We start from the raw sequence: 13,960 nt of genomic DNA, 5'->3' as shown, positions 1-13,960 counted from the left end.
CAGTTGCTTTTGTAACTAACAAGGGTGCTCTCGGGACGCCTATTGACCTTTTGCGACTGCCATTTGCCAGGCGGCGGCGTAGCCCGCCATCGCAGCACGTAGATCCTCCGAAACGAGCCAAGGATCACTCTCAAGGCCCGGTGGCGTACAATCCGTCAGCAACGCCGCGCCTTGACTGGTTCCGGTTGCGGTGCTGGTCGCGATGACGTCACAGCCGCTGGCCGCACTCAGCATCGAGAGGTAGACGCCGTTGTGCGCAAACGGCCCCTCCACGATGATCGCGCCGCGATGTCCAATCAGCTCAAGGCAGGTTTGGGTCATGAGCGCGAGGTAGAACGCCACCGCAACGTCGCGCTCTGCGGAGCCGACCGCAGGCTCCGACGGGCTCCACCGCGCGATGCGTCCCCGAAACGGTCCAGTATCGCCGGCGACCGACGGGGTCAGCCAAAGCTGCGTTGCCAACACATGATCCAGATCTGCATCTGTCGTCGAGACGCGCGCGCCCTGGATCAGCGTGTCGTATTCGCGCCCGCCCATGAAACGCGCCGATGGCACAGGCTCCCCACGGGCATTCACATTCACCAGCGTGTCGCGTTCGGGATCAAGCTCGACCGCCGCGCCCCCGATGGCCATGGCGATGATCCAAGTGCCGCTTGAAACGACCGAAAACGGTGCGGCCCGTCCCAGAAGATGCGGCAGAAGCGAAGCATTGGAATCGTGGATGCCGCAGGTCACTGGCGTATCCGGTTTCAACCCGGTTGCGGCGGCAATGTCCGGTTTGACCGGTCCCAACACATCGAAGGCCATACGCACCGGTGCCAGCTTATCGGTCACGCCAAGCTGGTCTGACAGTGACGAAGGTCTGTCCTCGGCGGGCTGCCAAAGATCTGTGTGGCACCCTAGCGATGTCCGCTCGGTCGAGGCGACGCCGGTTAGACGGTAAGCCCAGTATTGCGGATAGGTCAGCACCTGCGCAGTGCGGTCCCTGAGCCCGGGTTCCTGCGCAAACATCCACGCGATTTGCGCTCCGACGTTCAGCCCACCCGCCAATCGAGGAGAGCCGGTCTCGACAAAGGGCGGTCGTCGTGCATCGTAATCCGCACCCAGATCATCCGGCCCGGAATGCTCATAGTCCAGCATCGACGCGGCCAGTCCGCCGTCCTTGTCCAGAAGCACGCATGACGCACCATGGGTGGTGATCGAAATCGCATCGACGCCAAACTCACGCTGAAACGCCGAAAGGTGCACCAGCATGAAACGCCAATGCCCCTCTAGATCGAAATGCGGCCACGGCGGGCCGGCGAGCACCGTATTGGGCCGCGTGACGACCGCAATCTCTTCGAGGCTTTCGCCGTCGACAAGCGCGAGTTTGGCGTTGGTCTTGCCGATATCGATGACGGCGACGTGGGTCATGGCATGTGGAACATCGGCCGCAGCGGTTTCGCCACCGGGGCGTTGTCGGGCGCTGTCTGCATGATATCAGCCATATGCGCCCACCATCGTTGCATCACCTCATGCTCCGGCAACGTATCCATCCCATGATCATCGGTGCGCCAAAGCACCCCGAAGAGGATGTCGGTCTCTTCATCGAGATGAATCGAGTAATCCGACACCCCGGCCTTACGCAGGAGCGTGACCAATTCCGGCCAGATCTCATCATGGCGGTTGATGTATTCCTCGGCACAGCCCGGGTTCAACTGCATCTTGAACGCAAACTTTTCCATTATCCCCTCCGCATCGCCCAAAGTCGGGGCAAGGCGATCACACCGATCAAGAGCGCGCCGATGAAGATCGACATTACGATGCCCGGAACGTTCAAAAGGCCCAGGCCAAAGGTCACGAGCCCCATCACGAAGGCCGCGATCACAACGCCGGGAATGCTGCCGGATCCACCCAAAATGTTAACGCCGCCCAGAACGACCATGGTGACGATCTCCAACTCCCATCCCAGTGCGATTGTGGGCCGGGTCGAGCCCAGTCGCGCCGTTAGGCAAACAGCGGCCACACCAGCCATCAGCCCGGTGAGAAGGAACAGGATGAACTTCACGCGCGCAACGCGAATGCCCGAGAACAGCGCGCCGGTGGGGTTGTTGCCGATGGCATAAACCGTGCGCCCGAAATTCGTGCGGTGCAGCAGCACGTAGTAGATCACCGCCAATGCGGCGAACAGGGCGAACTCGAACGAAATGACCCACCAGACATAGCCCTGACCAAAGAAGCTGAACTCCGAGGGATAGCCGCGATAACCCTGGTCCCCCAGCACGATATAAGAGATGCCGCGAAACAGGCTCATCGTGCCGATAGTGACGACAATCGACGGAAGGCCGAGCCCCGTAACGAGTGCGCCGTTGAAGGCACCGCACAACAGGCCTGTTCCAAGACCGATAAGCACCAGCGTTACGACGCTTGGATCGAATTGCAGGGACCAACCCATCGCGGTCGAAGCCAGCGCAATGATCGAGGCGACGGACAGATCAATCTCACCGGCGACGATCAGAAGCGCCATGGCAAAGGCGATCATGGCCTTTTCGGTGAAGTTGAACGTCGCATCGCTCAGGTTCCAGGCATTCAGGAAATACGGCGACAGGAAGGAGTTCGTGATAAAGATCGCGATGGCCACCGCCAGAAGCAGGGTTTCCCAAGATTTGAAGGCTTTCAGCGCGGGGTTTTCCAACCGGTCCGGAATGCTGCGCACAGTCTCATTCATGTCAGGGCCTCCGCCTCGGCGCGTTTCAGAATGACACGCCCCTTCGCCCGTCCGGCCCGCGCGTTGAAGGCCACGGCAATCACGATGGCCGCGCCGGAAATGGCCAATTGCCAGAACGGTGAGATGCCGACGACCGGCAAGGCGTTCTTGATGATACCGAGAAACAGCGCGCCCAAGATGGCGCCCAGGATGCTGCCTGCGCCGCCTGCGATGGCGATCCCACCGATCACGCAGGCGGCCACAACCTCAAGCTCGAAGCCGCGGGCGATATCGACATAAGCCACCGAATACCGCGCGACCCAGAGATAGCCGGTCAACCCGGCCAGCGTGCCCGACAGAACAAAGGCCCAGAACTGCGTCTTGCCCACGTTGATGCCGGTATAGACCGCCGCATGCGGGTTGCCGCCGACCGCATAGAAGGCCCGGCCAAGCGGGGTGCGCGCGATGATGATAAGGAAGGCGATGGAGGCAAGGATCGCCAGCCACGCCAGAATCGGAAGACCGAGGATCTCGGCCCGAGGGAATCCGGTGAAGGACGCGCTCATCTCATGCGCGTTGACCCAGGCGCCATCTGAAATGACAAATATTAGGCCTCGGTAGATGGTCAGCGTGCCCAATGTCACCACAATCGGTGGAATGCCCAGTTTCCAGACCAGAATGCCGTTGAAGGCCCCCAGAATAGCCCCAAGCCCCAGCGCGATCAGGATGATCAACGGGATCGGAAGACCCGGAACGGCCACGTTCAGCATCGCGCAGACCATGCCGACAAGCGCAAGGTTCGCGGCCACGGACAGGTCGATGCAGCGGGTGAGGATCACAATCGCCTGCCCCAACGCAAGAATGATAAGCGGCGACGTGTCGGTGAGCACATTCACAAGGTTGGTCGGTTCAATGAACGCCGGAAACCTGCTTGCGATCAGAGCAAGAAGCGCGGCAATCACCGCGATAAGAAGTGCCTCGCGCGATTTCAGGATGCGCAAGATCATGTCTGGTCTCCTCCGATGCCCGCCGCATGACGCACGAGCGCCTCAGGGCTGAGTTCATCGCGTGACAATTCTGCCGCGATCAAGCCTTCTCGCATAACCACGACACGGTCCGACATGCCCAGGATTTCGGGGATTTCCGAGCTGATCATAATGACGGCCAAGCCCTGCGCAGCCAGCTCGGCCATGAACGCGTGCACGGCCGCCTTCGATCCGATGTCGATGCCCTTGGTCGGCTCATCGAGGATGATCACACGCGGCTGCGTGGCAAGCCATTTGGCGATCACCACTTTCTGCTGATTGCCGCCCGACAGGTTACCGACATTCTGATCGAGGGCGGCGGCGCGCAATTCCAGCCGTTCGGTGTATTCCCGCGCCAGCGTGAATTCCTGCGCGAGTTTGAGAAACCCGTTGCGCGAGGTCCGGCCAAGCGAGGGCAGCGTGACGTTCTGGAAAATCGGCAGGCCCAGAATGGCGCCCTGCTTTCCGCGATCCTCGGGCACATAAACGATGCCATTGGAAATCGCGTCAGCGGGCGAGCGGATGCTGCGTGCCTCGCCTTCGATGAATATCTGGCCTGCGGACGGTGTCGTGATGCCGAAAATCGCCTGCATCAATTCCGAACGCCCGGCCCCGACAAGGCCGTAGAAGCCAAGGATCTCTCCCGCCTTCAGGGTCAGGTTGATGCCGTCAAACTCGGTGGGGTGGCAATACCGTTCGACCCGTAGCACTTCATCACCAGCCTGATGGGTGCGTTCGGGAAAGATCTGATCGACGGCGCGGCCGACCATCAACTGCACGAGATCTCCCTCGCGCACATCGGCCATGAGACCCGCGCCCACATGTTCGCCATCACGGAAGACGACGTAGCGGTCTGCTATGCGGAAAATTTCGTCGAACTTGTGCGAGATGAACAGGATCGCCCGCCCTTCGGCTTTCAGGCGGTCGACAAGCTCGTAAAGCTCCTCGATCTCCTTTTGCGAAAGGGCCGCGGTCGGCTCGTCCATGATGACCACCCGTGCATCGACCGACAGGGCGCGCGCGATGGCTACAAGGTGTTTGCTCGCGATCCCCAGATCCTTGAGCGGCGTAGAGGGGTCAAACGGGGCGTCGATCCGGCCCAGGATCTCGCGCGCTTTTGTATGCATGGCAGCGGTGTCGATCAGGCCAAAACGCCCGCGTGGCGCATGCCCTATAAAGATGTTCTCGGCTACAGAAAGCTCGTCGAACAGAACGGTTTCCTGGTGGATCGCTGTGATACCTGCAGCGGTCGCTGCCTCGGCGGAGCGGAACTGCACAGACGCGCCGTCGACCTCGATCGCCCCACCATCGGGTTGATAGATGCCAGTCAGCACCTTCACGATGGTCGACTTTCCGGCGCCATTTTCACCGATAAGGGCTGTGACCTGCCCCGGGTAAAGATCGAGCGACACATTGTTGAGCGCTTTGACGCCCGGAAAGGTCTTTGTGATCCCTGAAAGCTCAAGGACAGGCACATCGTGCGCCGCATCCGGGCTTGGGGCGAGCTGTTGCATCAGGACCATCCGATTGCAAATTGGGAGAAAGTGTCCCGACGCACAGCCGAGGCCGTGCGCCGGGACCAGGGAGAGACCCAGCGATCAGAAGATTTCGCGGAACTGCTCGATGTTGGAGGCGTCGTAGGTGAACGGATTGGCCATGGCACCGGTTGTGGTGTCGTCAAGCTCGACCTCGCCCATGCGTCCCATGCCGATGCTGGCACCAGGTTCCGCCGTCGCTTCGCCGGTTGCGATATTGTACGAAAGCATGGCCGCCGCATAGCCCAGATCGATCGGGTTCCAGATCGCAAAGCTCTGCGAGGCGCCGCTTTCGATGGCACCGGCCATCTCGGACGGCAGGCCAAGACCCGTAACGTTGACCTGACCAACCATATCCTGGTCGACCACAGCCTGCGCCGCCGCAACAATACCGACCGAGGTCGGCGCGATGATGGCGTCCAGATCGGGATAGGTCTGCATCAGACCAACCGCTTCACGATAAGACCGGTCCGCAAGATCATCGCCATAAACAGTCGCGACCACTTCGATGTTGGGATAGTCGCCCATCACCGCGTTCATCTCGGCGATCCATGTGTTCTGGTTCGTCGATGTGGCCGTTGCCGACAAAAGGGCAACCTGTCCGCCATCGGGCAGATGATCTGCTGCAAGCTGGATGATCGTGCGGCCGATCAACGCGTCGGAGGACGGTGCGAGGTGCATCATCCGCCCTTCTTCCGCGACGCCACTGTCGAACGAGATTACTGTGATCCCGCGCTGCATGGCACGTTGCAGAACCGGCACCAGCGCGTCGGGATCATTGGCCGAAACGGCAATGGCATCCACGCCCTGGGCGATCAGCGAGTTGATGACTTCGATCTGGCCTTCCGCCGTGGTCGAGGTCGGGCCGGTGTAGATGATCTCGACATTGCCAAGCTCATCGGCCGCTTCCATCGCGCCCTCATTGGCCGCCTCGAAGAAGCCGATGCCAAGCGCCTTGACGACAAGCGCGATGCGAACCGGCTCGTGTCCGTCCGCATAAGCCGCGCCACCGGCCATCATCATGGCGGCAAGTGCCGTTCCTCCGAAAATTCTACGTGTAAGGCTCATGTTTGTTCCTCCCTTTTGACAAACAATAGATCCAGGCTTCAGCCCGATCCGGTCTGCGCGGGGGCTGTTACACCCGCCACGAGTACGTTTATATCCGCCGCCTCCAGCATCGCCGCAGCGCGGTCGGATATGCCATCGTCGGTGATGACGACATCGATCCGTTCAAGCGGGCACAAAACCAGGCTCGACCGGTTTTCAAATTTTGAACTGTCGGCCAACACGACGAGTTCGTCGGCCTGCCCGATCAACTTGGTTTCGGCCTGGATCAGCAGCGGGTCGGCCTCCATCAACCCGAGCGGCCCAAGACCCTGCGCACCCATGAACATGCGGCGTGCACAGAAATTGCGCGTCACGTCATTGTCGAAGGGCGACAGGATGATGTTTTGCTCACGGTAAATCGCGCCCCCCGAAAGCATGATCGTGTTCTTGGAATGCTTGAGAAGGTGCTCGGCAATCGGAAACGAATTGGTAAAGATCTGCATGCGGCGCGTGGCCAGCGGATGGACCATCTGAAATGTGGTCGTGCCGCCGTTGATGATGATCGCGTCACCCTCTTCGCACAGATCGACCGCCGCGCGGGCAATAGCGTGTTTCTCGGCACTGCGCAGCGCTTCGTTGACTGCAAACGTGCGGCCAGCCAGCCCGACGAATTGCGGCGGCTTAATCGCTTCTGCCCCCCCACGCACCCGGCGCAGGCGTTTTTCCGTGTGCAACGTGTTGATGTCGCGGCGCACCGTGGCTTCGGAGGCTTCGGTCATCGCACAGATGTCGGCCACGGTGACAACAGGCCGTTCCTGCACGGCGCTGAGTATCACGTTGTGGCGTTCTTTCTCGTGCATCGAATCCTCCCAGCTTTCCTCAATCGTGAATTGTATTTCGCACATGTGTCAATCATTAAATGTCAAATTCAATCATTCTGCACCGCAGCATGATTGATTGTGATTGTTTTTGATTGACTTTCGGAGAGTTCATTCGCAACTTACGCGGGAACCATATGCAGGGCGAACACGCCCAACGGGGAGGTCGCATGTTGGAAACCGCCGAAAAATCACGCCTTTTGAACAAGTGGGATACGGCCAAGGCCGCGACCATGTCGGAGCCGGAAAAGCTGCTTTATCGCTCGAATTTGCTGGGGTCAGACAAGCGCATAACCAATTACGGGGGCGGCAACACCTCTGCAAAGGTGACGGAAACCGATCCGCTGACCGGCAAGCCTGTAGACGTGTTGTGGGTCAAGGGATCGGGCGGCGATGTTGGCTCGATCAAGATAGATGGCTTCGCGACGCTCTACATGGAAAAGCTGCGCGCGCTCAAAGGCATCTATCGCGGGGTCGACTTCGAGGATGAGATGGTCGGCTACCTGCCCCATTGCACCTTCAACCTGAACGCCCGAGCGGCCTCCATCGACACGCCATTGCACGCCTACGTGCCGCGCGCGCATGTCGATCACATGCACCCCGATGCCATCATCGCCATCGCGGCCGCCAAGGATTCAAAGGCCCTGACGGCAGAGATCTTCGGTGACGAAATCGGGTGGCTGCCTTGGAAAAAGCCGGGCTATGAATTGGGTCTGTGGCTTGAGAAATTCTGTGTCGAAAACCCCGATGCCAAGGGTGTGGTTCTGGAAAGCCACGGCCTGTTTACATGGGATGACGACGCGCAGGCTTGCTATGAGTTGACCCTCGACGTGATCCAGCGCGCCATGGATTGGTTCGCCGACAAGACCGCCGGCCAGCCTGCATTCGGTGGTGCCGTCCACAGCAGCCTTCCCGCCGATGACCGCCGCGCGATCGCCGCACGCCTGATGCCCGCGATCCGCGGCATGGTATCCGGCCAACAGCACATGGTCGGCCATTTCGAAGACAGCGATACGGTTCTGGAGTTCGTCAATTCGGCGAATATGGAGGCGCTGGCAGCACTTGGAACGTCCTGCCCAGACCACTTCCTGCGCACGAAAATCCGTCCGCTCGTCGTGGCGTTTGACCCCGCCTCACCGGATGTCGAGGCGGTTCTCGCCGCCCTGCCCGATCAGGTCGCCGCCTATCGCGACGATTACGCCGCCTATTACGAGCGGTGCAAACATGACGATAGTCCCGCCATCCGCGACCCCAATGCGGTCGTGTATCTGGTACCCGGGGTCGGCATGATCACCTTTGCCAAGGACAAGGCCACGGCCCGGATATCGGGCGAGTTCTACGTCAACGCCATTAACGTGATGCGCGGCGCCTCGGCCGTCAGCGAATATCAAGGCCTGCCCGAGCAGGAAGCCTTCGACATCGAATATTGGCTTCTGGAAGAGGCCAAGCTGCAACGCATGCCCAAGCCGAAATCCCTTGCGGGTCGCGTGGCCCTGGTGACCGGCGGCGCGGGCGGGATCGGCATGGCCACCGCGGCGCGCTATCTGGCCGAGGGGGCCTGCGTGGTTCTCGCCGATATCGACGAAGACGCGCTCGGCAGCGCGTCCGACGTGTTGAGCGACCAATTCTCTGACGATGTCGTGCGCAAGGTTGCGATGAACGTCACCGATGAGGCGGCTGTCACGGCGGCAATGCACGCGGCGTCCGTGGAATATGGTGGCATCGACATTCTTGTGTCGAACGCCGGGATCGCCTCCTCGGCGCCGGTGGAGGAGACTTCGCTCGCGCTTTGGCAGAAGAACATCGACATTCTCTCCACGGGGTATTTTCTCGTCAGCCGCGAAGCCTTCAAACTGTTCCGGGCGCAAGAGATCGGCGGATCGGTCGTTTTCATCGGATCCAAGAATGCGTTGGCCGCCAGCCCCAATGCGGCCGCCTATTGCACGGCCAAAGCCAGCGAGTTGCACCTCGCGCGGTGTCTGGCACTTGAGGGCGCGGAGGTGGGCATTCGCGTGAACGTCGTCAATCCCGACGCGGTCTTGCGCGGATCGAAGATCTGGCAAGGCGAATGGCTGGATCAGCGCGCCTCGACCTATGGCACCGACAAAGCGGGCCTAGAAGAGATGTACCGCAACCGTTCGATGCTGAAGCGCTCGGTCTTGCCCGAGGATATCGCGGAAGCGGCGTATTTCTTTGCCGCCGACCTGTCGGCCAAATCGACCGGAAACATCATCAATGTCGACGCGGGCAATGCCCAGGCGTTCACGCGCTAGGGGGCCGGTATGACATACGCTTCCGCCAAAGCCGCCTTTGCCGATTGGGGTGTCGACACCGACGCTGCCATCGACCGTCTGTCCGGCATCCCGATCTCCATGCATTGCTGGCAAGGCGATGACGTGGTGGGGTTTGAAACCCGAACAGGCGCCTCGGGCGGCGGCATTCAGGCCACCGGCAACCACCCTGGCCGGGCCCGCACGCCAGATGAGCTGCGCGCGGATCTGGACTTCGCCTATGGGCAGATCCCCGGGCGACACCGGCTGAACCTGCACGCGATGTATATGGACACTGACACGACACCGGACCGAGACGAGATCGAATTTTCGCATTTCGCCCCTTGGGTGGATTGGGCGCGCGACAGTGGCATTGGGCTGGATTTCAACCCGACCTTCTTTGCGCACGCCAAGGCCGACGATAACCTCACGCTCAGCCATCCCGATCGGGGCATCCGCGACTTCTGGATCGAACATGGCCGCCGCTCTCGCGAGATTGCCGCGCGTATGGGTGCCGAATTGCGCAGCGCCTGCGTCAATAACATCTGGGTGCCCGACGGGTTCAAAGACGTCCCTGTGGATCGCATGGCTGCGCGACAACGGCTTGAGACGTCCCTTGACACGATGCTGTCCGAAACCCACGACGCGGGCCATATGCGCGACGCGGTTGAAAGCAAATTGTTCGGGATCGGTGTGGAGGCCTGCACCGTTGGCAGCCATGAGTTCTACCTCGGCTACGCGATCCGGCGCGGGACGTTGTTGTGTCTCGATATGGGGCATTTCCACCCGACGGAAAATGTCGCCGACAAACTGAGCGCGGTGGCCCTGTCACTGGAAGAAATCCTGCTCCATGTTTCGCGTCCGATGCGTTGGGACAGCGATCACGTGATCCTGCTCAACGATGATATCCAATCCATGGCGCAAGAGCTTGTCTTTAGCGACCTGCTGGAGCGCACGCGAATCGGCCTCGACTTTTTCGACGCCACGATCAGCCGCACCGCCGCGTGGGTTCTTGGGACGCGCAACATGCAAAAGGCGCTGCTGCGCGCGCTTTTGATGCCGCAGGCCGAGCTGAAATCGGCAGAGGCTGCAATGGACAACACCGCGCGGATGATCCTCACCGAAGAGCACAAGGATCTGCCCCACGGGGCGGTCTGGGCCGAATTCTGTGCCCGCAACGATGCGTTGACCGGCCGGCACCTGAAGGCGGAGCTTGATCGCTACGATGCAAGTGTTGCGGGCCGGGGATAACCGGACTACCCCTGAACGGAAAACGGCCCAAGCCTTGACGGGGCTTGGGCCGTTTGCTTGCGATGCATTGCGCGTCAGATCAGCTTTTGCCTTTCCAAGGCACCAGCCAGTTTTCAGCCACACGCATCAGGATATCGATCCCGAAACCGATGATGCCGATCAGAATGATCCCGAGGATCACGATATCGGTCAGCTGGAAGCGCGAGGCCGCGATGATCATCATGCCCGCACCCTGCGTCGCCGCAACAAGTTCGGCGGCCACAACCGTGCCCCAACAGACGCCCATCGCAACCCGCGCGCCGGTGAAGATCTCGGGCAGAGAGTTTGGCACGATCACATGGCGCAGGATCTGCCATTTCGACGCCCCAAGCGAATAGGCTGCATGGATCTTGGAGATGTTCACACCGGCCACCCCGGCCCGGGCCGCAATCGTCATGATCCATAGCGCGGCGAGGAACAGGAGCACGATCTTGCCCGTCTCGAAAATGCCGAACCAGATGATCACCAGCGGAATAAGAGCAAGCGGCGGGACAGGTCGCATGAATTCGACGATTGGGTCGAACCATCCGCGGAACCACCCGCTCAGGCCCATGGCATAGCCAAGCGGAATCCCCACCAATGCACCAAAGAAGAAGCCACCAAGCACGCGATAAAGCGAGGCCCAGAGATGCTCCAGCAGCGTCGAGTTTTGATAGCCGTCCGTCCAGATTTCCTTCAGGCGGAACCAGATCGCTTCGGGTGCAGGTAGCCAGATCGGCTGCATCTGCATCCCTGCGTCGGGCGTGAAGTTCAGTGATCCGCGCGCTGTCAGGGTGACTTGCCCATTGTCCACGCGCATGGTTTCGCTGGCCGCGATCGGCTGCCCGTTGATGGCGACGATGCCGTAGCCGTCATCACCCTCCGCGCCGGGGTCATTGCGCGGCGCCCGCACCAAGGTCGAGCCCCAGGCCGCAGCAGAAGCCGCATCATTGAGGGCCAGGCCCTCGCCTGCGTCAATCTCAGGTGGGTCACCTTCATCCTCGTCACGTCCATAGACACGCACGAAAACGGTGGCGGTGGCCATTTCACCGTCAGAGGTTTCGGCGGTGTATTCGAATTGCGTATCACCGGAATACGGCCCAGGCACATGCAGCGGCACGAGGGCCGAATTGGTGAACGCGCCCCAGATGAAGAACAGGCACACGATGGACAGAACCGATGCGATGCGATCCGGCTCGACCGCGCTTTCGTCGCCGAAGGTCACGGTCTTGAGCGAGCGGAAGTCTTTAGCTGCATCCATCCGCGATCGGATCAGCTTCACAACAAAAAAGCAGCCCACAAAGAGCGCTACGTAGAATGCGAGTACAATCATCCCTCAGCCCTCCTTCCGGCCCATGATTTCTTCTTCCATCTCCCAGATAAGGGAGAGGATCTTTTCCCGCGTCGGATTGAACTCGGGGTGAAGTTTGACTTCACGCAGGTCCTTGCCGACACCGGCTTCGGCAAACGGCAGATCGTAGACCGAATGAATGCGGCCCGGACGCGGCGCCATGACGACAAGCCGCTGCCCCAGAAGCAGGGCCTCTTCCACGGAGTGCGTGATCAAGATGATGGTCTTGCCAGTCTCTTTCCACAGCTTGAGCACCAGCCCCTGCATCTTTTCACGGGTCAATGCGTCCAGCGCACCCAGCGGCTCGTCCATAAGGATCACGTCGGGATCATTTGCCAGACAGCGGGCCAGGGCCACACGCTGCTGCATACCGCCCGACAACTCGTAGATGGCCTTGTCCTTGAATTCCTGAAGACCGACCGCATCCAACAGGTGATCGGTCGTCTCTCGGCGCTCTTTTTCGGGCATCCCTTTCATCCGGGGTCCGAAATCGACGTTCTTGCGCACGCTCATCCACTCGAACAAAGCACCCTTCTGGAACACCATACCGCGCTCGGGTGCGGGGCCGGTGACCGCGTGGCCATTGATCTCGATCGTGCCGTCGGTCGGGGCCAAAAAGCCCGCAACGATGTTCAAAAGGGTTGTCTTGCCGCAGCCTGACGGGCCGAGGACAGACATTAACTCCCCCTGTTTCAGGTTAAGGCTGACATCCTCCAACGCCTGCACAGCGCCGCCATCCGGCAACTCGAAGCGCATGGATATGTTGTTGATCAGAAGGTCCGACATCGGCGGGGTGTTCTCCGGCGCGTGGGGGCCGATCTTTCGGCCCGGCGGATATGGAAAGGCCCGCCGCGAAACTTGTATCGCAGCGGGCCAGTGTTAACCCAGGTCCGCTTACTGAGCGGCGGCCTGCAACGGCGCGGTGTTCACCAGGCCGGAGTAATCGTCGAGCGTGCCGTCGATCGAGCCTGCGTCCGCGAAGACGGTGGCCACGCCGTCCATGAACTCGCCGACATTACCGCCAAGCCATGCTTCGGACAGCTGCTCGTCCACAGTCGGGAAGACAAAGGTATCGATGGTTTCGGCGGTCGCTTCGAGGTCCATACCGGCGTCGTTTGCGATCACTTCCAGCATCGCGTCACGATTATCACCAGCCGCCCACATGGCGTTGGCTTCCGCGGTAACGGCCAGGAACTGCTCAACCAGTTCGGGGTTTTCAGCGACGAACGACGCAGGCGCCGAGGTCACGTCGAACACCAGGATGCCAAGCTCTGTCTTCTCAGCACCGGTCAGAAGCACGTTCCCGTTCTCCAGCATGCGGCGCAACGCACCGCCCCAGCCGCAGACCATGTCCAGCTCGCCCTGGGCAAATGCAGCCGCGCCATCGGGCGGCGCCATGTCGACGACGTTCATGGAGGCAACGTCCACACCGAAGTGGTTCATCTGGGCCAGAAAGCCGTAGTGCGCTGCGGTGCCAAGCGGCACACCGACGGTCAGTCCCGCCAGATCACCGGCGTTCGATGCGTCGATCTCAAGCGCTTCGGCCACAACACAATTGTCATTGTCTGCATAGGAAACGGCCACGTCGAGCAGCTCAAGGTCCTGTCCCGCAGAGGTTGCGACGATGAACGGCGGCAGACCCTGGCTGACGGACAGGTGCACGTCGCCCGATGCCATGGCGGCGGACATCGCAACGCCGGTATCGAATGCAACCCAGTTGATCGAGACACCCATCGCCTCTTCGTACATGCCTTCCACCTTGGCGAACTGGAACGGCATTGGCCATTCGAGGAAGTAGGCAACCGTGATCTCTTCGATGTGGCCGTCGGCCAAAGCAGCCTGACCGCTCGCCAGAGTGGCGGTGCCTGCCAGCAGCGCGGCAATTGTCTTTTTCATGTG

The 13,960-nt window shown here is 60.7% G+C and carries 12 protein-coding genes; 2 read left to right on the top strand and 10 right to left on the bottom strand.

Annotated elements, in window-relative coordinates:
• Positions 1 to 39 precede the first annotated feature (39 nt).
• The 7 genes from V8J83_RS00305 to V8J83_RS00275 all read right to left on the bottom strand — a co-directional run bounded on the left by V8J83_RS00305 (position 40) and on the right by V8J83_RS00275 (position 7,153).
• Entirely contained in the window at positions 40 to 1,413 is a 1,374-nt protein-coding gene (locus V8J83_RS00305; protein ID WP_339982166.1) for an FGGY-family carbohydrate kinase, read from the bottom strand.
• Positions 1,410 to 1,724 carry an L-rhamnose mutarotase gene (gene rhaM, locus V8J83_RS00300; protein ID WP_339982164.1) on the bottom strand — a complete coding sequence of 105 codons (315 nt, stop codon included), beginning with the start codon at positions 1,722 to 1,724 and terminating at the stop codon, positions 1,410 to 1,412. Before rhaM ends, V8J83_RS00305 begins: the two co-directional genes overlap by 4 nt.
• On the bottom strand, positions 1,724 to 2,707 hold the full coding sequence (locus tag V8J83_RS00295; RefSeq protein ID WP_339982161.1) for an ABC transporter permease: 984 nt from the start codon (positions 2,705 to 2,707) through the stop codon (positions 1,724 to 1,726). The genes rhaM and V8J83_RS00295 overlap by 1 nt, the downstream gene beginning before the upstream one ends.
• Positions 2,704 to 3,693, bottom strand: coding sequence for an ABC transporter permease (locus V8J83_RS00290; protein WP_339982158.1), 990 nt, complete (start codon positions 3,691 to 3,693; stop codon positions 2,704 to 2,706). Before V8J83_RS00290 ends, V8J83_RS00295 begins: the two co-directional genes overlap by 4 nt.
• Entirely contained in the window at positions 3,690 to 5,225 is a 1,536-nt protein-coding gene (locus tag V8J83_RS00285; RefSeq protein WP_339982156.1) for a sugar ABC transporter ATP-binding protein, read from the bottom strand. The genes V8J83_RS00290 and V8J83_RS00285 overlap by 4 nt, the downstream gene beginning before the upstream one ends.
• Positions 5,226 to 5,309: 84 nt before the next feature.
• Positions 5,310 to 6,314 (bottom strand): rhamnose ABC transporter substrate-binding protein, encoded by a 1,005-nt coding sequence (rhaS, locus tag V8J83_RS00280; RefSeq protein WP_339982154.1) that lies wholly within the window; start codon positions 6,312 to 6,314, stop codon positions 5,310 to 5,312.
• 38 nt (positions 6,315 to 6,352) lie between these two features.
• The gene (locus tag V8J83_RS00275) at positions 6,353 to 7,153 is read right to left on the bottom strand and encodes a DeoR/GlpR family DNA-binding transcription regulator (RefSeq protein WP_339982152.1); all 801 of its coding nucleotides are present in this window, start codon (positions 7,151 to 7,153) and stop codon (positions 6,353 to 6,355) included.
• Positions 7,154 to 7,341: 188 nt separating this feature from the next.
• On the opposite strand from V8J83_RS00275, the gene V8J83_RS00270 reads away from it, so the two are divergent.
• Together V8J83_RS00270 and V8J83_RS00265 are read left to right on the top strand one after the other, a co-directional pair.
• Positions 7,342 to 9,444: a bifunctional rhamnulose-1-phosphate aldolase/short-chain dehydrogenase gene (locus V8J83_RS00270; protein ID WP_339982150.1), complete on the top strand. Its 2,103-nt coding sequence runs from the start codon at positions 7,342 to 7,344 to the stop codon at positions 9,442 to 9,444.
• A 9-nt stretch (positions 9,445 to 9,453) separates the two neighbouring features.
• Positions 9,454 to 10,692, top strand: coding sequence for an L-rhamnose isomerase (locus V8J83_RS00265; RefSeq protein ID WP_339982148.1), 1,239 nt, complete (start codon positions 9,454 to 9,456; stop codon positions 10,690 to 10,692).
• 79 nt (positions 10,693 to 10,771) lie between these two features.
• On the opposite strand, the gene V8J83_RS00260 is transcribed toward V8J83_RS00265, so the two are convergent.
• The 3 genes from V8J83_RS00260 to V8J83_RS00250 form a co-directional block, all read right to left on the bottom strand.
• Positions 10,772 to 12,043, bottom strand: a complete 1,272-nt coding sequence (locus V8J83_RS00260; RefSeq protein WP_339982145.1) for an ABC transporter permease — start codon at positions 12,041 to 12,043, stop codon at positions 10,772 to 10,774.
• Between the two features lie 3 nt (positions 12,044 to 12,046).
• Positions 12,047 to 12,847, bottom strand: a complete 801-nt coding sequence (locus V8J83_RS00255; protein WP_339982144.1) for a taurine ABC transporter ATP-binding protein — start codon at positions 12,845 to 12,847, stop codon at positions 12,047 to 12,049.
• Between the two features lie 108 nt (positions 12,848 to 12,955).
• Positions 12,956 to 13,957: a taurine ABC transporter substrate-binding protein gene (locus V8J83_RS00250; protein ID WP_339982142.1), complete on the bottom strand. Its 1,002-nt coding sequence runs from the start codon at positions 13,955 to 13,957 to the stop codon at positions 12,956 to 12,958.
• Positions 13,958 to 13,960: the final 3 nt, after the last annotated feature.

The organism is Gymnodinialimonas ulvae (assembly GCF_037543845.1).
Taxonomy (GTDB): Bacteria; Pseudomonadota; Alphaproteobacteria; order Rhodobacterales; family Rhodobacteraceae; genus Gymnodinialimonas; species Gymnodinialimonas ulvae.
This window is presented reverse-complemented; position numbering and strand designations above follow the sequence as displayed.